Origin of the sequence: Paenibacillus shunpengii (genome assembly GCF_042684905.1) — a bacterium.
Lineage (GTDB): Bacteria > Bacillota > Bacilli > Paenibacillales > Paenibacillaceae > Paenibacillus > Paenibacillus shunpengii.
This window is the reverse complement of record NZ_JBHUMJ010000002.1, coordinates 2,908,081-2,931,196: the sequence shown is the minus strand read 5'-3', so window position 1 is coordinate 2,931,196 and position 23,116 is coordinate 2,908,081. Positions and strand designations below refer to the sequence as shown.

General features: G+C 45.0%; 24 protein-coding genes. 22 read left to right on the top strand and 2 right to left on the bottom strand.

Features of this window, described 5'->3' with window-relative positions:
* The first annotated feature begins 108 nt into the window (after window positions 1–108).
* The 7 genes from ACFSVM_RS13645 (at window position 109) to glnA (ending at window position 7,143) form a co-directional block, all read left to right on the top strand.
* On the top strand, window positions 109–660 hold the full coding sequence (locus tag ACFSVM_RS13645; protein WP_076312802.1) for a DUF402 domain-containing protein: 552 nt from the start codon (window positions 109–111) through the stop codon (window positions 658–660).
* 57 nt (window positions 661–717) lie between these two features.
* Complete coding sequence (locus tag ACFSVM_RS13640; RefSeq protein ID WP_379262723.1) at window positions 718–1,314, top strand: SanA/YdcF family protein; 597 nt, start codon at window positions 718–720, stop codon at window positions 1,312–1,314.
* Between the two features lie 94 nt (window positions 1,315–1,408).
* On the top strand, window positions 1,409–2,395 hold the full coding sequence (locus tag ACFSVM_RS13635; RefSeq protein WP_076312800.1) for an AAA family ATPase: 987 nt from the start codon (window positions 1,409–1,411) through the stop codon (window positions 2,393–2,395).
* 76 nt (window positions 2,396–2,471) lie between these two features.
* Window positions 2,472–3,764: a GTPase HflX gene (gene hflX, locus ACFSVM_RS13630; protein WP_379262720.1), complete on the top strand. Its 1,293-nt coding sequence runs from the start codon at window positions 2,472–2,474 to the stop codon at window positions 3,762–3,764.
* 76 nt (window positions 3,765–3,840) lie between these two features.
* Window positions 3,841–5,094, top strand: a complete 1,254-nt coding sequence (locus ACFSVM_RS13625; RefSeq protein WP_076312798.1) for a methionine gamma-lyase family protein — start codon at window positions 3,841–3,843, stop codon at window positions 5,092–5,094.
* Window positions 5,095–5,179: 85 nt separating this feature from the next.
* Entirely contained in the window at window positions 5,180–5,596 is a 417-nt protein-coding gene (locus ACFSVM_RS13620; RefSeq protein WP_047910662.1) for a MerR family transcriptional regulator, read from the top strand.
* A gap of 218 nt (window positions 5,597–5,814) precedes the next feature.
* A complete protein-coding gene (gene glnA, locus ACFSVM_RS13615) occupies window positions 5,815–7,143 on the top strand; it encodes a type I glutamate--ammonia ligase (RefSeq protein ID WP_076312797.1) in 1,329 nt (442 codons plus the stop codon).
* Between the two features lie 266 nt (window positions 7,144–7,409).
* Here glnA and lexA read toward each other — a convergent pair whose 3' ends face one another.
* Complete coding sequence (gene lexA, locus ACFSVM_RS13610; protein ID WP_076312796.1) at window positions 7,410–8,042, bottom strand: transcriptional repressor LexA; 633 nt, start codon at window positions 8,040–8,042, stop codon at window positions 7,410–7,412.
* Window positions 8,043–8,221: 179 nt separating this feature from the next.
* On the opposite strand from lexA, the gene ACFSVM_RS13605 reads away from it, so the two are divergent.
* The 5 genes from ACFSVM_RS13605 (at window position 8,222) to ACFSVM_RS13585 (ending at window position 10,856) form a co-directional block, all read left to right on the top strand.
* Window positions 8,222–8,590 (top strand): LysM peptidoglycan-binding domain-containing protein, encoded by a 369-nt coding sequence (locus ACFSVM_RS13605; RefSeq protein ID WP_076312795.1) that lies wholly within the window; start codon window positions 8,222–8,224, stop codon window positions 8,588–8,590.
* Window positions 8,591–8,753: 163 nt separating this feature from the next.
* Window positions 8,754–8,957 carry a DUF896 domain-containing protein gene (locus tag ACFSVM_RS13600; RefSeq protein WP_076312794.1) on the top strand — a complete coding sequence of 68 codons (204 nt, stop codon included), beginning with the start codon at window positions 8,754–8,756 and terminating at the stop codon, window positions 8,955–8,957.
* Window positions 8,958–9,005: 48 nt separating this feature from the next.
* Window positions 9,006–9,518 (top strand): hypothetical protein, encoded by a 513-nt coding sequence (locus ACFSVM_RS13595; protein ID WP_076312793.1) that lies wholly within the window; start codon window positions 9,006–9,008, stop codon window positions 9,516–9,518.
* A gap of 46 nt (window positions 9,519–9,564) precedes the next feature.
* A complete protein-coding gene (locus ACFSVM_RS13590) occupies window positions 9,565–10,347 on the top strand; it encodes an HAD family hydrolase (RefSeq protein ID WP_076312792.1) in 783 nt (260 codons plus the stop codon).
* 209 nt (window positions 10,348–10,556) lie between these two features.
* Entirely contained in the window at window positions 10,557–10,856 is a 300-nt protein-coding gene (locus ACFSVM_RS13585) for a FixH family protein (RefSeq protein ID WP_379262715.1), read from the top strand.
* A 45-nt stretch (window positions 10,857–10,901) separates the two neighbouring features.
* Here the strand turns inward: ACFSVM_RS13585 and ACFSVM_RS13580 are convergent, their stop codons facing one another.
* The gene (locus ACFSVM_RS13580; RefSeq protein WP_379262713.1) at window positions 10,902–11,453 is read right to left on the bottom strand and encodes a cupin domain-containing protein; all 552 of its coding nucleotides are present in this window, start codon (window positions 11,451–11,453) and stop codon (window positions 10,902–10,904) included.
* Between the two features lie 259 nt (window positions 11,454–11,712).
* Here ACFSVM_RS13580 and metH point away from each other — a divergent pair, with 259 nt between their 5' ends.
* The 10 genes from metH to ACFSVM_RS13530 all read left to right on the top strand — a co-directional run bounded on the left by metH (window position 11,713) and on the right by ACFSVM_RS13530 (window position 23,107).
* Window positions 11,713–15,093 carry a methionine synthase gene (metH, locus tag ACFSVM_RS13575; RefSeq protein WP_371264546.1) on the top strand — a complete coding sequence of 1,127 codons (3,381 nt, stop codon included), beginning with the start codon at window positions 11,713–11,715 and terminating at the stop codon, window positions 15,091–15,093.
* Between the two features lie 262 nt (window positions 15,094–15,355).
* Window positions 15,356–16,273 (top strand): ribonuclease Z, encoded by a 918-nt coding sequence (gene rnz / locus ACFSVM_RS13570; protein ID WP_379262711.1) that lies wholly within the window; start codon window positions 15,356–15,358, stop codon window positions 16,271–16,273.
* A 129-nt stretch (window positions 16,274–16,402) separates the two neighbouring features.
* The gene (locus tag ACFSVM_RS13565; RefSeq protein WP_076312788.1) at window positions 16,403–17,185 is read left to right on the top strand and encodes a TIGR01457 family HAD-type hydrolase; all 783 of its coding nucleotides are present in this window, start codon (window positions 16,403–16,405) and stop codon (window positions 17,183–17,185) included.
* Window positions 17,186–17,239: 54 nt separating this feature from the next.
* A complete protein-coding gene (locus ACFSVM_RS13560; RefSeq protein ID WP_076312787.1) occupies window positions 17,240–18,067 on the top strand; it encodes an Fpg/Nei family DNA glycosylase in 828 nt (275 codons plus the stop codon).
* Window position 18,068: 1 nt separating this feature from the next.
* The gene (locus tag ACFSVM_RS13555; RefSeq protein ID WP_076312786.1) at window positions 18,069–18,911 is read left to right on the top strand and encodes a deoxyribonuclease IV; all 843 of its coding nucleotides are present in this window, start codon (window positions 18,069–18,071) and stop codon (window positions 18,909–18,911) included.
* A 20-nt stretch (window positions 18,912–18,931) separates the two neighbouring features.
* Entirely contained in the window at window positions 18,932–19,273 is a 342-nt protein-coding gene (locus ACFSVM_RS13550; RefSeq protein ID WP_076312785.1) for a cyclic-phosphate processing receiver domain-containing protein, read from the top strand.
* Between the two features lies 1 nt (window position 19,274).
* Window positions 19,275–19,589, top strand: a complete 315-nt coding sequence (locus tag ACFSVM_RS13545) for a thioredoxin family protein (RefSeq protein WP_090724050.1) — start codon at window positions 19,275–19,277, stop codon at window positions 19,587–19,589.
* Window positions 19,586–20,359: an ABC transporter ATP-binding protein gene (locus tag ACFSVM_RS13540; RefSeq protein WP_076312783.1), complete on the top strand. Its 774-nt coding sequence runs from the start codon at window positions 19,586–19,588 to the stop codon at window positions 20,357–20,359. The genes ACFSVM_RS13545 and ACFSVM_RS13540 overlap by 4 nt, the downstream gene beginning before the upstream one ends.
* 3 nt (window positions 20,360–20,362) lie before the next feature.
* A complete protein-coding gene (locus tag ACFSVM_RS13535) occupies window positions 20,363–21,415 on the top strand; it encodes an SAM-dependent methyltransferase (RefSeq protein ID WP_379263005.1) in 1,053 nt (350 codons plus the stop codon).
* A gap of 219 nt (window positions 21,416–21,634) precedes the next feature.
* The gene (locus ACFSVM_RS13530) at window positions 21,635–23,107 is read left to right on the top strand and encodes a serine/threonine protein kinase (protein WP_090724055.1); all 1,473 of its coding nucleotides are present in this window, start codon (window positions 21,635–21,637) and stop codon (window positions 23,105–23,107) included.
* Window positions 23,108–23,116 lie beyond the last annotated feature (9 nt).

Below are 23,116 nucleotides of genomic sequence, written 5' to 3'. Positions count from 1 at the left end.
CTCAAGGGTACTGATTTTATTGGATACGAGTAAATTTTGAGTGTATAACTTAAATATGGTAAGCTGTTTTTATTAAAGCGGATATTGGATGAGTAAAGAGGGATGAGGATGAAGAGAAAATTTGGAGACAGGGCGAACTGGCGCCGGATTACGAATCGGCAATTCACCTGTCGATATGTAGAGAGCGAGGAGTTTACCGGCTATTTATCCCTTTATACCATCCATGAGTTAAAGGAACCACTATGGAAAACATATGGAGGGTATACGTTCTGCACAGCGGATAAAGGGTATTCCTGGCTTCAGTATTTTCCAAAGGATGAGCACTTTGTTGTGACGGCGATGTTTGATGACCAGGAACGGATTATTGAGTGGTATATTGATACTTGCCGCAGTCAGGGAGTCACAGATCAGGGTGTTCCGTGGTTTGATGACTTGTATTTGGATGTTATTGTTCTCAAGGATGGTGAAGTATTCCTACTGGATGAGGATGAACTCGACGACGCTTTGGATAAGGGACATATTACGACCACAGATTACGAATTGTCCATGCGGACAGCGCAGTACTTGCTGCATTCAATTGATGCGCATTCGTTCCCTTATTTCCAGATGTCATTGGAACACCGTTCTACTTTGTTCGAGAATGGGGAATTCAAGGAGTGAGCTATGGCATTTGAGCAAGCAAAATCCATAAATAAAAAACCCAGGAACACGAAATTTTTGCAACATGCATTTAGGATATTAGCAGCACTCGTGATTATCGGACTGATCTGGGTTGTTTATGTACAATGGAAGATTTTTAATCCGAATGAGACAACGGAATTTGCGGATCCTGTTGACGTGGGCATTGTGCTGGGGGCGTCGCTGTGGGGCGACGAGCCCAGCCCGGGTCTCGCTGAACGGTTGGACAAGGCACTTGAGCTATATGAAGCAGGAAGCTTCCGATACTTTATCGTTACCGGCGGATTGGACAGTCCACAGCATCGACTTACCGAGGCCGAAGGCATGCAGCGCTATCTTGTAGAGCACGGGGTAAATGCCTCTCATATTTTCCTAGAGAACGAAGCGACCAGTACTTACGAGAATTTACTGTTCAGCCAGAACATTATGACGGATCAGGGCTTCACTTCATCGATCATAATTACACATGATTTTCACGGTATGCGATCACTTGAAATCGCTGAGTTTCTTGACTATGAAGCACCTGAGGTCGCACTCGCTGATTCTGTGGTTATGCCATTTTTGCCAAGCCAAATAAGGGAAACGCTTGCTTATACGAAATGGAAGCTGGATGCCGCTCTCCTAAGCTTACAGTAACAATTTTTTAAGGGAAACTTCTAATAACATTGAACTAACTAGAATACTTTAGATAGAGAAGTTAGCCCCTTATGGAGTTGAGGTGAGCGTGTATATGAACGGAAGAGCGATGGCAGCAGGAGAGCGGCCGGAAGGCAGACCTTCCCGGCAAATTAATGTTGTTTTGCGGAATCAGACAGAAGGCTATGGTCTGAACAAAGAGTCCATATCAGATCCGGAAGAGACTGCCGCCTCTTTAAAGAACAATCCGCAGTTTGCGATGTATCAGGATATACAGAAGGAATTGGATCAGCTGGTGGGCCTCGAGAGTATTAAGGATTTTGTGTTTGAAATTTATGCATTTCTGCAAATTGCGCAGATGAGATCTGATGCGGGACTCATGAGCGGTTCTCATGTGTATCATATGGTGTTTAAAGGCAATCCCGGTACCGGCAAGACCACGGTTGCTCGTATCGTCGCCAAGCTTTTTCAGAAGATGGGAGTCCTGACCAAAGGGCATCTTATTGAAGTCGAGAGAGCTGATTTGGTCGGCGAGTATATTGGTCACACGGCTCAAAAAACGAGAGATTTGGTGAAAAAGTCGTTAGGCGGCATTTTATTTATTGATGAAGCCTACAGCTTGGCACGCGGCGGTGAGAAGGATTTTGGCAAAGAGGCGATTGATACGCTTGTAAAAGCAATGGAAGACCACAAGAATCAATTTATATTGATACTTGCAGGTTATTCTGACGAAATTGATTTCTTCATGCAGACGAATCCTGGACTGCCGTCCAGATTTCCGATTCAGATTGAATTTCCTGACTATTCAATTGATCAGTTGATTCAGATTTCTGAGCTTATGGCTAAGGATCGAGATTATATTTTGATGCCTCAGACCATACTCAAGTTAAAGCAGCATCTGCTTGATGAGAAAAATGAAACGTCACAAGCGTTCAGCAACGCACGGTATGTTCGCAATTTGATTGAGAAGTCAATCAGGCATCAGGCGGTCCGGCTGCTGAATCAGTACTCCTCAGGAAACCCAGGCAAGCTGGAGCTGATGACGCTACGGGTTGAGGATTTGAAGCTAGACAAGAAATGAGCGATAATAGACATTCACTTACATTCCATAGGGACTGAAATTGTAGACGTTACCTATATCTGAAGGAGCTTAAGAAATGAATAACTCCACACATGAAACATCCACGGAGATAAAAGATAAGGCTGTATTAGTCAGCTTAGTTACCGATGAAGTTAAGCGGTCAGGCATTAACCCTGAGTATTCGCTGGAAGAGCTCGTTAAGCTTGCTGAAACAGCAGGCGTTGAAGTGCTGAGCGTCATATCTCAGAATCGGGAGACTCCGGACTCCAAGTGGTTTATCGGTAAAGGTAAGGTGGAAGAGCTTCGTGCAGCAGCAGAGGAGCTTGGTGCAACGACCGCCATTTTTGACCAAGAGCTGTCTGGAGCGCAGGTGCGTAATCTTGAAGAAAGCCTTGATCTCAAAATTATAGATCGAACCCAGCTCATCCTGGATATTTTTGCACAGCGTGCTCATACGAGAGAGGGCATTATTCAGGTAGAGCTGGCACAGCATTCTTACCTTCTGCCAAGACTGTCTGGACACGGTAAGAACCTGTCACGCCTTGGCGGGGGGATTGGCACAAGAGGACCGGGTGAGAGCAAGCTGGAGACGGATCGCAGACATATTCGCGGACGGATTAACGACTTGAAGCGTCAATTAGAAGAGGTGACTCGTCACCGCAAGCTGCACCGGGAACGCCGTAAGAAGAGCGGTGTAATTCAAGTGGCATTGGTTGGCTATACGAATGCTGGTAAATCTACACTTCTTAAACAGCTGACTTCTGCTGATGTATATATTGAGAACCAGTTATTCGCAACCTTGGATCCTACTTCCCGAACGATGGAGCTGCCAAGCGGTAAAGAAATTGTGTTAACGGATACAGTAGGGTTTATACAGAACCTTCCGCATGAGCTGGTTGCTGCATTTAGGGCAACGCTCGAAGAAGTGAATGAGGCAGACCTGATCCTGCATGTTGTTGATGCTTCTTCTACGATGAGAGAGGAACAAATGAATGTCGTTGAACAACTGCTGCAGGAGCTGGGTGCTTCCGATAAACCACAAATTGTGCTCTTTAATAAGAAGGATGCTTGTTCTCCCGAGCAGCTGCAAATGCTTCCGTCTGGCAAAGGCTATAGAAAAATCAGTGCATTTGATGAGCAGGACCTGCTGAGCATTCGTGAATTAATACAGGATGAACTGACTGGAGATACGGTTAAGTTTAGAATTCCTGCGGAGCGTGGAGATATCACTTCTGTCGTCTATCGAGTCGGCGATGTAATCGAAACGACATATGATGAGAATGATGTTATCTATGAGGTTCAGGTCCAAAAGGGCGAATATGAGAAGCATGGATATTTGTTAAAGGATTTTATTGATTCGTCAATTTGATGTAATTTTGCATACTAATAATGTAACGCACTAAAGTAATGTTGGTGTTAGTTTTGTGAGGAGAGAATAAAGAGGAATGGGTGTTTTTTCAGCAGATATTGTTAAGCTACAGCAAACGATTGAGCACAAGATAGAATCACGGCTGCGAGAAGTAGACCTAATCATCGACAGCAACCAATGGAAGGTAATAGATGCATTTCAGAAGCATCAAGTAAGTGACTTCCATTTTGCAGGCTCTACGGGCTACGCATATAACGATCGCGGCCGAGAAGTATTAGACGAAGTATACGCCGACGTGTTTGGAGCGGAGGCGGCTTTGGTGCGTCCGCATTTTGCATCCGGGACGCATACGATTGCCACCGCTCTTTTTGGTGTGCTAAGACCTGGAGATGAGCTCCTGTACATTACGGGCAAGCCTTACGACACGCTTCATAAGGTGATCGGCAAGCCAGGCGATGGCACAGGATCTCTGTATGATTTTGGGATTACATATCGCGAAACGGATTTGACTCCTGAAGGGCTGGTGGACTTCGCAGCAGTAGAACAGTCGATTCATGTAAATACCAAGGTCATTGGCATTCAACGTTCACGAGGATATGACTGGCGCTCCTCCTTTACAGTTCAGCAGATCAAAGAAATGATTGAGAAAGTAAAAGCGATCAAGCCGGATGTCATTGTATTCGTCGATAATTGTTACGGAGAATTTACAGAGGAGCAGGAGCCGACGGAGGCAGGGGCTGACTTGATAGCGGGTTCTCTGATCAAAAATCCAGGTGGAGGTATTGCCGAGACAGGGGGGTACATTTGCGGAAAAGCAGAGTACGTTCAGCTGGCTGCATACCGCTTAACTGCACCTGGCATTGGGGGAGAAGTGGGTGCAATGCTGGGTACCACCAGAGGGATATATCAGGGATTGTATCTAGCTCCATCTACCGTTGGACAAGCCATCAAGGGGAGTATCTTTGCCTCAGCCATGTTCGAAGCGGTCGGCTTTGAAACGAAGCCGGCATGGAATGAAGTGCGAACCGATTTGATTCAGGCGGTTTCCTTTAGTGGACCAGAGCATCTCATTGCGTTCGTACAAGGTATTCAGCGTGCCGCTGCAGTGGACAGTCATGTCGTGCCGGAGCCATGGGATATGCCGGGATATGAACATCCGGTAATTATGGCTGCGGGAACCTTTATTCAAGGAGGCAGTCTCGAGCTCTCGGCTGATGCGCCGATTCGCGAGCCTTATATTGGCTACATGCAAGGCGGACTTACTTATTCTCATGTGAAATACGGTGTGCTCATGGCGTTACAAACGATGAAAAATCGTAATTTACTGTAAGTTTACCTAACACATCATTGACACTTGGTATCATAAAAATGTACAATGATGATATCTTAGAATACTTGGAAGGTAGATGAACGAGATGGGTGACGAAATACGCAGAAACATGGCCTTATTTCCAATTGGTATTGTGATGAAGCTTACTGATTTGTCTGCACGCCAGATCCGCTACTATGAACAGCATAATTTGATCGTACCTGCACGTACCTCGGGCAATCAAAGAATGTTTTCTTTTAATGATGTTGAACGATTGCTTGAGATTAAAGCCCTCATTGAGAAGGGTGTAAACATAGCTGGAATCAAACAAGTGATGAATCCTGTCACGAAAGAGTCAGAGGAAGCAACGATCATCACAGCGGACACCGAAGTGAAGCGCAGAGAGCTGTCCGATTCACAGCTCCACCGTTTACTCAAGCAGCAGCTGGTGTCTGGCGGTAAACGCCCGGGTCAGGTATCCCTGATTCAAGGCGAGCTGTCAAGATTTTTTAACAAGAAGTGATGTTAGTTAACGAAGGGGAACGGGTATAAGGATAACAGGATAAGAAGGCTTAAGCGCTCGTAATCGCTTTCTTGACATCTTATCCTTTGCCTGTGACAATGAATGGGACCCATCATTTCTTGCAGCTCTGTAGTGGCGTTATCTGCGGTATATCATCAATCTGCAATAGCAATACTTGTTGTAGCTGATACTTTTAAGAAGAAGAGGGAGAGGATATAGTGAGTTATACAAAAGATGACATTCTCCGCATAGCGAAAGAAGAAAATGTACGTTTTATTCGTTTGCAGTTTACCGATCTGCTCGGAACAATTAAGAACGTTGAAATTCCCGTAAGCCAGCTGGAGAAAGCACTCGACAACAAGATGATGTTCGACGGCTCCTCCATTGAAGGCTACGTTCGTATTGAAGAATCAGATATGTACTTGTACCCGGATCTGGACACATGGGTTATTTTCCCGTGGGTAACAGAGAATCGTGTTGCGCGTCTTATTTGTGATGTGTATATGCCGGACGGAACTCCGTTTGCGGGGGACCCACGCGGTATTCTGAAGCGTGTGCTGACAGAAGCAGAGCAAATGGGCTACACTTCGATGAATGTAGGTCCAGAACCTGAATTCTTCCTGTTCCGTACGGATGCTAATGGTAATCCAACGGAAGAGCTGAATGACCAAGGTGGTTATTTTGACCTTGCTCCTACCGATCTTGGAGAGAACTGCCGTCGTGAAATCGTGCTGACACTTGAGGAAATGGGCTTTGAAATTGAAGCTTCACACCATGAGGTTGCTCCTGGGCAGCATGAGATTGACTTTAAATACGCCGATGCCATTAAGGCTGCTGACCAGATCCAAACCTTTAAGCTGGTTGTCAAAACGATTGCTCGTCAGCATGGACTGCATGCGACATTTATGCCTAAGCCGCTGTTCGGTATGAATGGTTCGGGTATGCACTGCCACCAATCTCTATTCAAAGACAATGTGAATACATTCTATGATGAATCCGATACTTTGGGACTCAGCAAGACAGCTCGCCACTACATGGCTGGTATTCTCAAGCATGCACGTGCTATGGCAGCAATTACGAATCCGACAGTGAACTCTTACAAACGTTTGGTTCCTGGTTATGAAGCACCTTGCTATGTAGCATGGTCTGCAAGTAACCGTAGTCCGATGATCCGTATTCCGGCTTCCCGCGGGCTGAGTACTCGTGTTGAAGTACGTAATCCAGACCCTGCTGCGAACCCTTATCTGGCACTGGCTGTTATGCTCAAAGCCGGATTGGATGGAATTAACCGTGAGCTGAGTCTACCTGCTCCAATCGACCGCAACATTTACATCATGTCTGAAGAAGAGCGTATTGAAGAAGGTATTCCTTCACTCCCAGCTGATCTGAAGGAAGCATTGCATGAGCTGATCCGCAGCGAAGTTATCACTGAGGCGCTTGGAGATCATGCCCTGGCTCACTTCTATGAACTGAAAGAAATCGAGTGGGACATGTATAGAACACAAGTACATCAATGGGAACGCGATCAATATTTGACGCTTTACTAAAACCGGAAACCCTTGGCGCTCTAAGCGCTCAAGGGTTTTTCTTTTTTTGGTGAGAAAACAATTTAAACAATATTATGACTAGTAGGCTTCAAATTCTTGCTCGTAACGACTGAATGCAGTGCTTAATCACCCGAGTAGGCGAGTAGAGAGCATGCTGGATATTAGTATTTCAGAAACTACTTACATCTTACTACAAAATAAGCCGAGATCTTCTCAAGAAGATCTCGGCTTTGTACATACTATACTAGAAATAAAAGAATGGCAAATTAATGAAGGAAGTCACGGAACAAGCCGATAACCTTACCCAAAATGGTTACTTTCGTAAGCCGGAGAGGTTCGTATGTAGGATTCTCTGGCTGCAAGCGAATATGGTCCTTCTCTTTATAGAACGTCTTAACGGTAGCTTCATCATCTTCCGTCATCGCGACGACGATGTCTCCGTTATTCGCTGTTTGCTGCTGGCGGACGATAACATAGTCACCATTCGAAATTCCCGCCTCAATCATACTGTCCCCGACAACAGATAGCATGAATACCTTCTCCTCGCCAACATATTGCATCGGCAGTGGGAAATAATCTTCAATATTCTCTGTAGCTGTGATTGGAATACCAGCAGTGACTTTACCAACGACAGGAACACGAGCAACTGTCTGCGTAAATTGAAGAACATTATCATCACTATCATCTTGACCAAGCAATTCAATAGCCCGTGGTTTAGTAGGGTCTCTACGAATTAACCCCTTCTTCTCCAGACGATCCAGGTGTCCGTGAACGGTTGAACTGGAGGCCAGACCAACAGCTTCACCAATCTCTCTTACGGACGGCGGATATCCTTTCAATCGGACTTCATTGCGTATAAACTCCAGAATTGCTAACTGCCTGCTGGATACCTTCGACATACCGTATCAACTCCACATAATAACGTTTGGGAAAATTATAGCATAGAACCTCCGTTCGTACAAACATTAGTTCTAAAAAAATACAGAACAATTGTTCTCAAAAACTATTGCCCAAAACACATGTTCGTGTTATAGTGAGTTTTGTAAGGAATGAGAACAAACGTTTGGAGGTTGGAATAATGCTTAAATACAGCACTTATCACAGCATACATTCTAGAACAGATGAATCGACTAATAATAATTTGGGTGAGACGATACATATTATAATGAAGAAGAACAAGCAGAGACTAATCCGTTTGATATTGATAGCTTCAATCCTTCTTCTGAGCTTAACGGGTTTCATGACGGTATTTGCAGACGCGGGTCAAGAGGTAGCATACGAGAAGATTGTTGTGGAGCCTGGCGATACTTTATGGGCGATCGGTACAGAGCATAAGCCGGAAGGTATGGATATAAGAGATTATGTTAATCAAATTCAGCATATTAATGGTTTATCCAGCTCTCATATACAAACAGGACAGCTGTTAAATCTCCCTTATTTTGATTGATATGTATAATTCGTTTATAATTTATAACATGCTAAGGACGCGGCTTAATCTGCGTCTTTTTTTCTATTCTGCATCAAATGCTGACTATACAGGTATTTACCTTGACAACCTTTTCTAATCATGTCAAAGTTAAAGAGACTATGCATTTTGGAGGGGAAGAAAGTTGGATATTGAAAGTCTAGTTGCGCGGATTAATGAGCTTGCCCGCAAGCAGAAGGAATCCGGGCTTAATGATGCAGAATTGGCTGAACGGGCTGAGCTTAGAGAGATCTATTTGAACAACATCCGCAGCAACTTCCGTCAGCAGCTGGAATCCATTGAAATTGTGGACGATGTAAGCGGCGACACTTATTCAAAAGGAAAATGATTCAATAAATAGGTACATGCTTTTGTTATAGATTGAAGGAGGATACTCATGGCGAGTTCATTTGAAAGATCAGTGAAGAAAAACCAGCAGAAAATTAATAAAGATCGTAAAAAAAGAGGCCAGCCATCCATCGGATCTGGTGTTGAACAAGAGGATGTATTTAAAGGAAGAGCCTTTTTGTTCCCATTTGTACTCGTTGTCCTTTCATTTATGTTCCTGACCCTTAGCGGCTTGACTACAGGTGGAGTAGGGGCATTTGATTGGGTCGTATTTGCGCTTTATCTTGGACTTGCTCTGATGTACTTTATGCGCCGGCCGTATCTCAAAGTCGGTAAGAAGCGGATTAAGACGATTAAGCTAAGCAGAGAACGTTCCATGGGTGCAGAGGATATTAAGAAAATTGTGTTGGAAAAAGGTTCTGTCATTGTTGAGCGCAACGGTAAAGGCGGTCCTTGGGTGTTCAGCAAACTGCTTAATCTATACGATGTAGAAGCGATGGGAGCACGACTTGTGCAATACGCACAGAATCATCAAATACCTGTCGAAGATAAGAGAGTGTAGTAAGAAGCCTAACATACGATACCATACTTTCGGGGGAGAGAGAAGCATGTCTATCAAAGCAGTGCTATTCGATTTGGATGATACACTCTTATGGGATGAGCGGAGTGTAGAGGAAGCTTTTTATGAAACATGTCTAGTTGCATCGAAGCAAACAGGCGTTGATCCTCATGAACTGGAGACTTCTGTCCGCAATGAAGCAAGGAAGCTGTATGAATCGTATGAAACGTTTGCTTTTACAAAAATGATTGGCATTAACCCTTTTGAAGGATTGTGGGCTAATTTTAATGGAAGTGACAGAGCTGAATTCAAGCAGCTTGAAGAAATTGCTCCTACTTACCGTAGAGATGCTTGGACCAAGGGTCTTCTTGCTCTGGGTATTAATCAGCCGGAACTCGGAGCGGAGCTAGCCGAGCATTTCGGTAAAGAACGCCGAAACCGTCCTTACATGTATGATGAGACGTTAGAGACGCTGGCTGAACTGCAAGGGAAAGTGAAGCTTCTCTTGTTAACCAATGGTTGCCCTGCTCTTCAGCAAGAGAAGCTGGATGGGGTTCCTGATCTGGTTCCTTTCTTTGACCATATTGTGATCTCAGGTACATTTGGCAAAGGAAAGCCGGATCCTTCTATTTTCAAGCATGCTTTGGAATTGCTGGATGTATCTCCGGAGGAAGCGCTGATGGTTGGCGATAAGCTCACTACAGATATTAAGGGAGCTCTTGCGTCTGGAATCAGAGCGGTTTGGATTAACCGTAATAACAAGCTGAACGAGGAAGCCTTCACTCCAGACGTAGAAATAAAGCATTTATCTGAAATAAAACAAATGATATAATCTTCCAAGTAACCGCATCTGCTGCAGAGCAGCGGCGGTTTTCTTTTTACTAGAATACAGGAAGGAAGATGAAAATATTGAAACTCTTCTTGACATCGAACAACTTCAATCCTATCCGGCGCCAAATATCGATGGGTTTCATTATATTAACTCTATGTATTCTAATCTCAGGATGCTCATTTGAAGCTTCTTCGGAGCCGGCTGCTCTCATGGAACCGATTGATGTCAAGCTGAGTGCGTCGAGTCAACAGATAAGCCTGAATGAAACCGTACATATGGAGGCTGTGGTGACTCAGCAAGCAGATGTCATAGATGATGCGGACGAAGTCATGTTCGAGGTTGCTACATCGGATGGTGTTAGTATGGAGTTTGAGGCGGAGCACCAAGGGGAAGGAGTCTATGTATTTGACTATCAGTTTAAAACTGCGGGAGAATACAAGGTTACTTCTCATGTTACAGCAAGAGGCTTCCACGCTATGCCATCTGTGCAGATTGTGGTGGAAGAATAGTGTCAACTAGAAGTATAGGACAAGCAAGGAAAAACTAGGACAACCTCAATGAGGTTGTCCATTTTTAATGTAAGCGGGATCAGGGTAAGGAGATAGGGTCCAACCGTTTTCTTTAATAGTTAACCGTACGGCAATGACCTCCTTGTTCTTCATTAGAGCAAATGAATGGGGAGTGTTCTCAGGAATCACAATGACATCCCCTGCGGTTAGCTCTATATCGAAATAACCTGAATTATCATCCTTCATACTTAAAATACCGTTGCCTGACAGAATGGCATGAGCTCCTTCATCTCCATGTGCATGCATTTCATCGAGCTCAGCAAGCTCCCCTTCGAGATTGGCAGTGGCATTTGACAAGGAAATGACTTCCCATTGTTGATAGCCGTGACGACCAGCCAATTCAGAAATTTCTTCTTTATAGAGGTCCAAGACCTGCTTTTGTTCTTCGTCAGACAGCAGCTTGTGGCCCTTGAGTTCTGCAGGCAGCTTGGTTGAATCCCATTGCTCATAGAGTACATTACAGTCTTTGAGATAATTACGAACATTCTCCACTCCGCTAATTCTTTCATTCGTGTTTTTGATCAATAGTTCTGGCATGATTATTCCCTCTTTTCAAATTGGTTTAATGAATTATTTATTCTGCCTTTGCTAAGTGTTGTTCGTGGATAATATGAATTGTAACTAGGCTTGAAGCCGATAACGCTGACATGACGCTGATTTTCTGTCGATGATTTACCTTCCCAACAGGTGGTGTTTCTGCTAAACTAAGATTTAACGTTTTGCGGGAGGTATGACAGTGATCAAGAGTGACTTAAAGGATGCGTTGAATAAACGAATATTAATTCTAGATGGCGCCATGGGCACCATGATCCAGCAAGAAAACCTGACTGCCGAGGACTTTGGCGGTGAAGAGCTGGATGGCTGTAATGAAATACTTGTGCTGACTAAACCGGAATTGATTCAAAATATACACGAACGTTATCTTGAAGCTGGCGCTCATCTTATTGAAACGAACACCTTTGGAGCCACTTCTGTCGTGCTAGCAGAATACGATATACAGCATCAAGCAAGAGAAATTAATCTCGCTGCGGCAAAGCTGGCTAGAGCAGCTGTGGATAAATATAATTCACCAGAATCTCCACGATATGTCGTAGGAGCTATGGGCCCAACGACAAAGACCTTGTCCGTTACAGGAGGGGTAACTTTTCAAGAGCTGATTGACAGCTATGAAGAGCAGGCTATCGCATTGATCGACGGCGGTGTCGATGTGCTTCTGCTGGAAACCTCTCAGGATACACTCAATGTCAAAGCTGGCAGCATCGGTATCCGGCAGGCGTTCGCCAAACGGAGCATCGAGCTTCCCATTATGATATCAGGGACAATTGAGCCAATGGGTACAACGCTAGCAGGTCAGAACATTGAAGCGTTTTATATTTCCTTAGAACACCTTAACCCGATATCGGTCGGGCTAAACTGCGCAACCGGTCCTGAATTTATGAGAGATCATATTCGTTCATTATCGTCCATGGCAGGAACAGCGGTCAGCTGTTATCCCAATGCTGGCTTGCCGGATGAGAATGGACAATATCATGAATCGCCTGATTCGCTGGCAACCAAGATTGCAGCTTTTGCAGAACAAGGATGGATCAATATTGCAGGGGGATGCTGTGGTACGACACCGGATCATATCAGGGCTCTTGCTGATAAGCTGGGAACGATGAAGCCACGTCCGCTAACTGGAGAACATCCTCCAGCTATTTCGGGTATAGATCCTGTGTATGTAGAACAGGATAATCGTCCTTATATGGTTGGTGAACGAACAAATGTACTCGGTTCCCGTAAATTTAAACGCCTGATTGTAGAAGGCAAGTATGAAGAGGCCTCTGAAATTGCGCGTGCTCAAGTTAAGAATGGAGCGCAGGTTGTTGATATTTGTGTGCAGGACCCTGATCGAGATGAAGCCGAGGATATGCGTAATTTCCTTGAGCTTGTTGTTAAGAAAGTCAAAGTACCTCTAATGATAGATACAACAGATAGTGAAGTCATTGATCTAGCCCTTCAATATTCCCAAGGAAAAGCGATTATCAATTCTATTAATTTGGAAGATGGCGAGGATAAATTTGAGAACGTAACGCCGATCATCCATAAATATGGAGCAGCTGTCGTTGTGGGAACGATTGATGAGCGAGGGCAGGCAATTAGCAGGGAAGACAAGCTTGACGTTGCCAAACGATCGTATGATCTTCTCGTGAATAAATACGGTCTTAAACCGGAAGACATTATATTTGATACCCTTGTGTTTCCTGTAGGTACAGGAGACGAGCAGTATATTGGATCTGCGGCTGAAACGATTGAAGCCATTCGGTTGATCAAGTCCGCATTACCAGGAACACATACGATCCTTGGAGTAAGTAATGTTTCCTTTGGACTGCCTGAGGCAGGGCGTGAAGTGCTCAATTCTGTCTTTTTGTATGAATGCACCAAGGCAGGACTTGATTATGCGATCGTTAACACAGAAAAAGTAGAGCGTTACGCCTCTATTCCAATTGAAGAACGTAAACTTGCCGAAGATTTAATCTACCGTACGAATGATGAAACCTTAGCTGCTTTTGTAGCCGCATTCCGTAATAAAAAAGTAGAGAAGAAAGTCCAAATCTCTAATCTGACCTTGGAAGAACGTTTAGCTGCTTACGTCGTTGAAGGCAGTAAGGAAGGACTCATCCCTGATCTGGAGCTGGCAAGAGCGAAATACAGTCCACTTGAGATCATCAACGGACCTCTGATGAAAGGGATGGAGGAGGTTGGAAGACTATTCAACAACAATGAGCTCATTGTTGCTGAGGTACTGCAAAGTGCAGAGGTAATGAAAGCTTCTGTTGCTCATCTGGAGCAATTCATGGAGAAGAACGAAACCTCGGTTAAAGGTAAGATTATGCTCGCAACGGTGAAAGGTGATGTGCATGATATCGGTAAGAACCTTGTCGAGATCATTCTCGCGAACAATGGTTACCAGATCGTCAATTTGGGTATAAAAGTACCACCAGAACGTATCATTGAGTCTTATCGTGCAGAGAAAGTAGATGCGATAGGTTTATCGGGTCTGTTAGTCAAATCGGCACAGCAAATGGTGCTCACTGCACAGGACTTAAGGAATGCAGGAATTGACGTACCCATTATGGTAGGTGGAGCAGCACTGACAAGGAAATTTACCAAAACTCGGATCAGACCTGAATACAGCGGAATGGTTGTATATGCGAAGGATGCCATGGACGGACTTGACATCGCCAACAAGCTGATGAATCCGCAATCCAGAGAGCTGATGCTGAAGGAAATGGAGCTTGAGAAGGAGAAGGATGCCGCAGCTGTTAGTAATGTGATCCCCTTACCCGAGCTGACGAGAGTGGAACGCTCCAAAGTTTCTCAAGAGGCACCTGTATATTTGCCGCCTGATCTAGCTAGACATACCATTCGGAATTATCCGATTAGTCATATTCTTCCTTATGTTAACATGCAGATGCTGCTGGGGCATCATCTGGGATTAAAAGGCAACGTGGAGCAGCTGCTTAAATCAGGTGATTCCAAGGCAATTCAGCTTAAAGAAACCGTCGATCAAATTATGGATGAGGCGGTCAAGGACGGAATCATTAAGGCCAATGCAATGTATCGGTTCTTCCCAGCGCAGTCTCAAGGAAATGATATCATCATCTATGATCCGGAAGATCATTCAAAGGTATTGCACACCTTTACTTTCCCGAGACAAAAAGTCGATCCATACCTTTGTTTGGCCGATTTCCTAAAGCCAGTTGAATCGGGTGTTATGGATTATGTAGGATTTTTAGTGGTAACCGCAGGACATGGCATTTCAGAGCTGGCTGCGGAGTGGAAAGAGAAAGGGGACTATCTCCGGTTCCATGCTCTTCAGTCCATTGCGCTGGAAGTGGCTGAAGGCTTGGCGGAGCGTGTTCATCATATGATGAGAGATACATGGGGATTCCCTGATTCGGCAGATATGACCATGAAGCAGCGTCTTGGAGCAAGATATCAAGGAATACGAGTTTCTTTTGGCTATCCTGCCTGCCCAGATTTGGAAGACCAGGAACCGCTATTCCGCTTGATGCGTCCTGAAGATATCGGCGTAGAGCTGACAGAAGGGTATATGATGGAGCCTGAGGCATCCGTATCGGCAATGGTGTTCAGTCATCCGGAGGCTCAATATTTTAATGTAGAGAAGGCGTAACAAGTGAAATGCTTGAGCTGATCTTTTCCTCCGATTCCACAATCGGAGGATTTTCATTTATAATCATATAATTAACCTTGATGGCCTATCATTATAAGCTGATTGTAATCCTTGCATGGTTCCGGTCTTATCTATCTATACTAGAATCAATTTCATATCCCATTAAAAAGGGGAATTAAAAACTATATATACTTTTGATTTAAGCAGCTAAAGGTATTATGAAATTGATTCTCTAATCCAAATATAACGAGGTGATACAATCGTGGAACTATATTTTTTGGGGACCAATGCGGGTGTTCCATCTTTACAGAGAAACGTTACGGCTGTTGCACTTCGCATGCTGGAGGAACGTCGTTCTATCTGGCTGTTTGATTGCGGAGAAGGTACACAGCATCAATTCTTGAAATCTCCACTCAAACTAAGCAGACTCGAAAAAATATTCATTACTCATCTGCATGGCGACCATCTCTTCGGACTTCCGGGTCTGTTATCCAGCCGTGCTTATCAGGGAGGAACGACACCTCTTACGTTGTACGGGCCGCCGGGAATTAAAAAATATGTGGAAATATCGCTTGAGCTTAGTCAATCTCGAATCAATTATGAGCTGAGCATTATAGAGCATGAGGGCGGTATGATCTTCGAGGATGATACGTTTATCGTGGAATCGGCTCTTCTAGAGCATAGAATCGACAGTTATGGCTATCGAGTAATGGAGAAGGATCGTCCGGGTAGTCTTGACCCCAATAAGCTCGCAGTTCATGGCTTGAAGCCAGGTCCGCTATTTGGCAAGCTGAAGCGTGGTGAAAGTGTGGATCTTGGAGATGGTCTTGTGCTTCATGCCCAGGATTTTTTGGGTGCTCCAAAACGAGGGAAGATCGTTACGATTCTCGGGGACACTAGGCCGACCGCTCATGTAGTGCCTTTATCGGCTGGAGCGGACGTCGTCGTTCATGAAGCGACTTTTCTGCATGAATTGGCCTCTACAGCGCATGAATACTATCATAGTACTGCCAGACAAGCAGCGGAAGCGGCAAAAGAGGCAGGTGCGAAGAAGCTGATTATGACGCATTTCAGTTCAAGGTATAAGGATGAGGAGCAGCTTCAGCCGCTATTAAGCGAGGCGAGTGAAATATTTTCAAATACGATACTCGCAGCTGAGCACGAGCTGATTCAGGTCTAACCAGGGTAGGCAGAGGCCCTGCTACTCACGTTTTGCAATCGATTTAAAAAGAATGTACGATGGGCATAATGCTTATCTAACAGCGTACATACTGCGGTTTTATTCTTTTTTTGTAAGGAGTGAAATGAATTGTCACAACCGAAAGCCTACTTGCTCGACTTGGACGGAACTATATATCATGGGAAGCACCGGATTGATGGAGCAGATGTGCTCATTCAGCATTTGCGGAATTCAGGCATTCCGTACTTATATGTAACAAACAATTCTTCAAGAACTCCGGAAGGAGTGGCTGAGCATCTGAGGTCCTTGGGCATTGAGGCGGCCGGGGAAGAAGTATGTACGTCGGCAGTGGCCGCGGCTGAGTATGTAGCTAAGGAATCACCAGGTGCCAGAGTAGCGTATATCGGAGAGGATGGATTGTATCAAGCCATTCAAGCTGCGGGACTTGAAATAACGGAAACGTCTCCCGAGTATGTGATCCAAGGAATTGATCGTGAATTTACATACCATAAGCTCACTCAGGCTCTGCGCTGGATTAACGGTGGAGCTCAGTTTATCATGACGAATCCTGACTTGCAGCTTCCTGCAGATGACGGTCTGACGCCGGGAGCTGGAACCATAGGGGCTGCAATTGAGGCAGCTACGCAGGTGAAGCCAGTCGTCATTGGCAAGCCTTCAAGCATTTTGATGAAGCATGCAATTGACAGATTAGGACTGCCGGCGGCTGAGGTTGCCGTCATTGGAGATAATATGCGTACAGATATTGCAGCTGGGGCAGCAGCAGGCTGTTCATCGATACTAGTGCTGACGGGTGTAACGACGAGAGAGAATATGGATGCCCATGTTCGTGCGACAGGCATTAAGCCAGATGAAATTTATGAAGATTTACACAAATTGGTGAGCAGCATCTAGTGAATGGCGTATAATGTAACATGGACAGCAACAAGTGAAAGGAAGAATGCAAAGATGCCGGAACTACCGGAAATGGAGAATTACAAGAAGCTATTATCTGATCGAATATTAGATATTCCGATAACTAAAGTGACCCTTAATCGTGAAAAATCTATAAATGTCACTTCAGACGAATTCACATCTTCACTACTAAATACACGAATCGTATATATCGAGCGCCGGGCAAAGCATTTGATATTTCACCTGAGCACAGGCCGCAGATTGGTATTGCATTTGATGCTTGGCGGTATTTTATATTTAGGAACAGAAGATCAGCGTCCAGATCGTAATACTCAGATTGAGATCCAATTCGGCGATATAACTTTATATTTTATCGGACTAAGATTAGGATATTTGCATCTGCTGAGTGCGAAGGAAACGGATGAGGCTATGTCAGAATTAGGGCCAGAACCGCTTGATTACCGCTTCACTGAGGATAAGCTCAGAGCTGTGCTGAAAGGTAGAAGAGGAACAATCAAATCGACGCTTGTTAATCAGGAGGTCATTGCGGGAATTGGTAACTGTTATTCAGATGAGATCGCATTCGCAGCAAGTCTCACACCAAGCACGAAGATCCAAAAGATATTGGAATCTGGTGAATTAACAAGCAGGCTGTACCGATCGATTCAATCTGTCTTGAGAGAAGCCACGGCAGGTGGAGGATATATGGAAATGCCGCTGTATGAAGGTGATGAACTCACTGGTAAATACAACGAACAATGCAGAGTATACGATCGTGAAGGGGAAACCTGCACGCGCTGCAATAAGGGGATCATTACCAAGACGCTGATTACGGGCAAGAAAGCTTTTTACTGTCCGGAATGTCAGAAGGAAGAAGCCTGATTTGTACATTGGGGGACATGTAAGCACGAGGGGCGGATATAAACAGGCTGCAATGAGGGCGTATGACATGGGAGGAACCTCATTTCAGTATTTTCCAAAGAACCCTCGTGGTCTAGGGACCAAGGCCTATGATCAGACGGAGGCTGCAAGATGTAAATTGTATTGTACTGACCATCATATCCAGTCTATTGCACATTCGCCTTATCCTACGAATCCCGCTGTAGGGAAGTTAAAAGGAACGGATCTGTACGAGTCGATGGTTGCCTCTCTCAAAAATGATCTGGAGATTGCAGAGGCTTGTGGCTCAGCAGGTGTGGTTGTCCATTTTGGACATGCGAAGACAGAAGATCCGCTGCAGTCCTATCGCAATGTGATCCAGTTTATGGATGAAGTATTATCCGGCTGGTCTGGTAAGGCCAAGCTCCTGATTGAGAATCAGGCAGGGGATCATGGTCCAATGGGCACAACGATGGAAGAAATCGTTCAGATTCGAAACTTGTCGAGTCATGCGGAAGCGATCGGATTCTGTCTCGATACTTGCCATGCTTTTGCAAGCGGGTTATGGAATGGGACGACGGATGACCATATGATACAAAAGGGACATGAGACGGGGTATTGGGCTCAGCTCGTTGCCGTCCATGTCAATGACTCCAAATATGGCTTCCGGTCGTTTAAAGATCGGCATGAACGGGTCGGCAGAGGACAAATCGGGGCGGAAGGACTGTCATGGCTGTTACATCGTCAGGAGCTCGCAGACTGCATTTGGGTTCTCGAAAGTGAAAAAGGTGACGATGGCAGTCACAAGGACGATATCGAGCAAATTCGCTCCTGGCTAATGAACTAACGAGGAGAGGAGAGCGGTTCATGAATATATTTATGGATGATTACCGGGCATGCCCTCCAGGATTTACACTCGCACGAGATGCAGATGAATGTAAGCTGCTGCTAAATGAATATGGTGTAAGCATTTTGTCATTAGACTACGATCTGGGTTATGGCAAGCCGACAGGGCTTGAGATCGCTTCTTTTATTGTAGAACACAAGGTGTATCCCGAGAAAATATACCTGCATACCTCCAGTGACTATGGCAGAAGAGCCATGTATGAATTGCTGTATTCAAACAAGCCTGAAGATGTGGAAGTGCATAACGGTCCCATTCCTTATGAATTGCTTGAGAGCATTGCACGGACAGTGGGGCAGGATTAGCATGATTGAAGCTACTGAACAGGAAATTTTGAAGATGGCTTGGGAGGGACAAGCTTTTGCCTTGTATGTCTACACTCCCTTATGCGGTACATGTCATGCAGCTCGGCGTATGCTGGAGGTATGTGAGCACCTACTACCTTCAGGCATTCTATATGAAGCGAATATAACCCAGATTCAAAGTCTCGTGCAGCAATATCAGATCAGGAGTGTCCCTGCCGTGTTGCTGTTTAGCGGTGCAAAAGAACTCCCTAAATCGATATATCGAATGGAATCCGTAGAGCATCTGCTCTCTCAAATCAGGAGGGTAATCATATGATCGAAATGGAGCACGTCAGTCTTCGCCGGGGAGACAAGGATATATTGAAGGATGTCAACCTTGAGATGAGGAAGGGAGAGAACTGGGTCATTCTTGGTAGAAATGGCAGCGGTAAAACGACCATACTTGAGATGATCATGGGCTATATGTTTCCCTCTGAGGGCAAGGTGAAAGTACTGGATTATTTATATGGTGAATGTGATGTGCGCGAGGTACGCAAGGAGATTGGCTATATCAGTCAAACACTGATAGAAAAGCTTGCTTTGAAGGATCCCGTATGGGAGGTTGTAGCCACGGGTGCTTTTGCGTTTTTACGCTTCTATCAGCATATTCCTGACGAAGTGAAGGAGCAGGCGCATGCCCGGCTGGCCGAGATTGGATTCGCTCATTTGGCGGAGCAGCCATTTGGGACATTGTCTCAAGGTGAAAGAAAAAAGGTGCTCCTCGCCCGCTCGCTCATGGCACAGCCTAAGTTGTTGATTATGGACGAGCCGTGCTCGGGTCTTGATTTATTCGAGAGAGAAAAAATGCTGTCAGCGGTTGATGAGATCGGGAAGAAAGATATTTCGGTCGTATATGTTACTCATCATATTGAAGAAATTATGCCCTTATTTACTCATATTGCGCTTATTAAGGATGGCATGGTTGCGGCCGCAGGGCCTAAGAAGGAAGTATTGACAAAAGAAACAATAATGCATACCTATGGTATTGCTGTAGAGCTGGATTGGTTCGAGGACAGACCATGGATACGGGTATGCAGTGGAGGTTAACCTATTTTGACTAATCAAGAACAATACGCAGAAGCACATTCTGCAAGATTCATTTGTACCGCAAATCATGGGTTTGCCCCGTATGCGCAAGAAGAGCTGCGAAGAGTATTTGGGAGTGTGAAAAGCTCAGTTATAGTACAGAGCGAAGTCTTCCTGGCGACCCTGCCGAGAGAGCAGACAGCAGTTAACGAGCTGCTCACGAGGGAGCCGCTCATATTCTTAAGACATGTGTTCCCGGTTCAGTTTGAAGAGAATGTAGAGGATCAAGAGGCTTCATTTGCCCGCCTGTATCGCTATTTACTGGCACATCCTGCTCTTCAAGAAGGGACATTTGCCTTGCAAGTGCGTAAGACCGAAGAAAGCGCATGGACGGAAACCTCGGGTGCATTAAAGCAGCATATTCTTGCCGACATTGATGGATTGCATGCAGAACATACGGTTCAAGAGGCCGACAGGGTTGTTTCTGTTTATCTTACAGGAGAACGTTTGTATGCCGGTGTTTCTGCTCCTGCGGATAACTTGTCCGATTGGAATGGAGGTGCAGTTCGTTTTCAGAAGGAAGAGGGACAAATCTCAAGAGCGAAGTTCAAGCTGCTGGAGGCCGAAAAAACGTTGGGAATCCCTTTCTCGTCCTTTCATCGTGCACTCGATATCGGCGCGGCTCCGGGGGGCTGGACTTCATTCCTTCTGGAAAGAGGCCTTCATGTCACAGCGGTAGATCCGGCGAAAATGAACCCTTCCCTGCTGGACCATCCGAATCTGAAGTACCTCTCCAAGAATGCGGGTGATGTCAAATTCAGAGATAATGAATTTGATCTGCTCGTATGTGATATGAGCTGGAGTCCGAAGCTTATGGCCAAACTGGTTACAGGCTTACTGGATAGTCTTCAATCAGGAGGAACAGCGGTCGTAACGGTTAAACTTATGCATAAGAAGCCGATGGCCCTAATCCGGGAAGTTATCGAAGTATTCGAGAATTCCCGAATGCAGGTGCAGAGAGCTAAGCAGCTGTTCCATAACCGTGATGAAATCACGCTTTATATGATTAAGTACTAAGCCGCATGATCTTATATAGAGGGTCCGTCTATTATAGCCGTGATCCTCTTTTGCTATATAAAGTAAAAAAACACTTTACATATCCCTGTCTATGTCATATAATTAACCCAAAATTAACCAGTATGGAAATGGGAAAGCATCCCTATAGCAAAGGTTCAGCAGGACACTGCAGACCGCTATAGGGGCTTTCCTTTTTTTGTGCCTGTTAGGGGGTTTTGGATGAAGCAGCCTTCCCGTTTGGAACGAGGCTCTGTCCTCGGAGGGAGATATCATGTGATTCGAAAAATTGGAACTGGCGGCATGAGCCATGTTTATCTAGCTGAGGATTTGAAGCTGCCCGGCAAGAAATGGGCTGTCAAGGAAAATGTAAGCCGTCCAGAGTTCCATGGGAGTATCGTGTCAGAAGCGGAGACCTTAATTACATTGCAGCATTCCAGACTGCCGCACATTGTAGATTTTTTTGCACCGGATGAGGAAGGATACAGTTATTTGGTCATGGACTTCATTGACGGAATAACACTCCAGGAGTACCTGCATCAGAAGAAATTTCAGATACCGGTGAATACGATAACTAGAATCATTCATCAAATTATGGAGGTGCTGGATTATTTACATGGGCTCACTCCGCCGATGATCTATCGTGATTTGAAGCCCAGTAATATTATGATCGCCCAGCATGATGAGATTCGATTGATTGATTTTGGAATCGCAAGGAAGTACAAGCTCTCTGGTAATGAAGATACCGTGAAGCTTGGTACGATCGGATTCGCAGCTCCTGAACAATTTGGTTCAGGGCAGACGGATGCAAGGAGCGATTTATACAGTCTGGGGGCATTATTTCTGTACATGTCAACCAGAGGCGCACATAGTGAATGGATCGCTGGTGTGGAGCAGCTGCTTAGGAACGATAGCGTTCGTAAATATATACCCGTTATGAGACGTCTATTAAGGTATGAACCACAGGCCCGATATCAATCGATCAAAGAGCTTAGAGAGGAAATGTACAGATTATCTGAACACTATGAGCACGGAAATGTGATTAGAGCGTCTGGCGGTATGATGCAAGGTACTCGAATTATCGCGCTCATCGGTACAGCAGCTGGAGCAGGTGTAACACACACCGCAATTGCGATAAGCCATTATTTAGCCAGACTGGGCAGCAAGGTGGCCGTAATTGAGATGTCGAAGAGGTCCGTTGCTTTTTCCAGGATTAAGGCGATTGCATACCGTGATGCTGAACTTATGCAAGCCAAGAGCTTCGATATTGAAGGAGTCCATTACGTCCAGAGGAGCAGCAAATATGAGATGGTTGAGCTGCTTGGAGGCAGCTATCAATATGTCGTCCTAGATCTGGGGAGCGAGAGGGACTATAGCCAGATGGAAGAATTCTTCAGAAGTGATCTTCCTATAGTTGTAAATGCTGCTGCCGAATGGAAGCAGGATGACATAGCATCGTTTTTGCAATCGTATCCTAATCAGCCCAAATTAAAATGGACGTATCTGCTGCCCCTTGCCTCCAAGGAGACGGTGAACAGAATGAGAAAAAGGATAGATACACCTAGAGTATATAGTATTCCACCACATGTTGATCCTTTTGACCGTACAGAGCATATGGATGAGGTATTGCAGGAGCTGTTAGACACGATTAAACCTATTAGCAAGAGAAGAAGGTTCCTATTCAAAAAAGCATAAGAAGAGTTT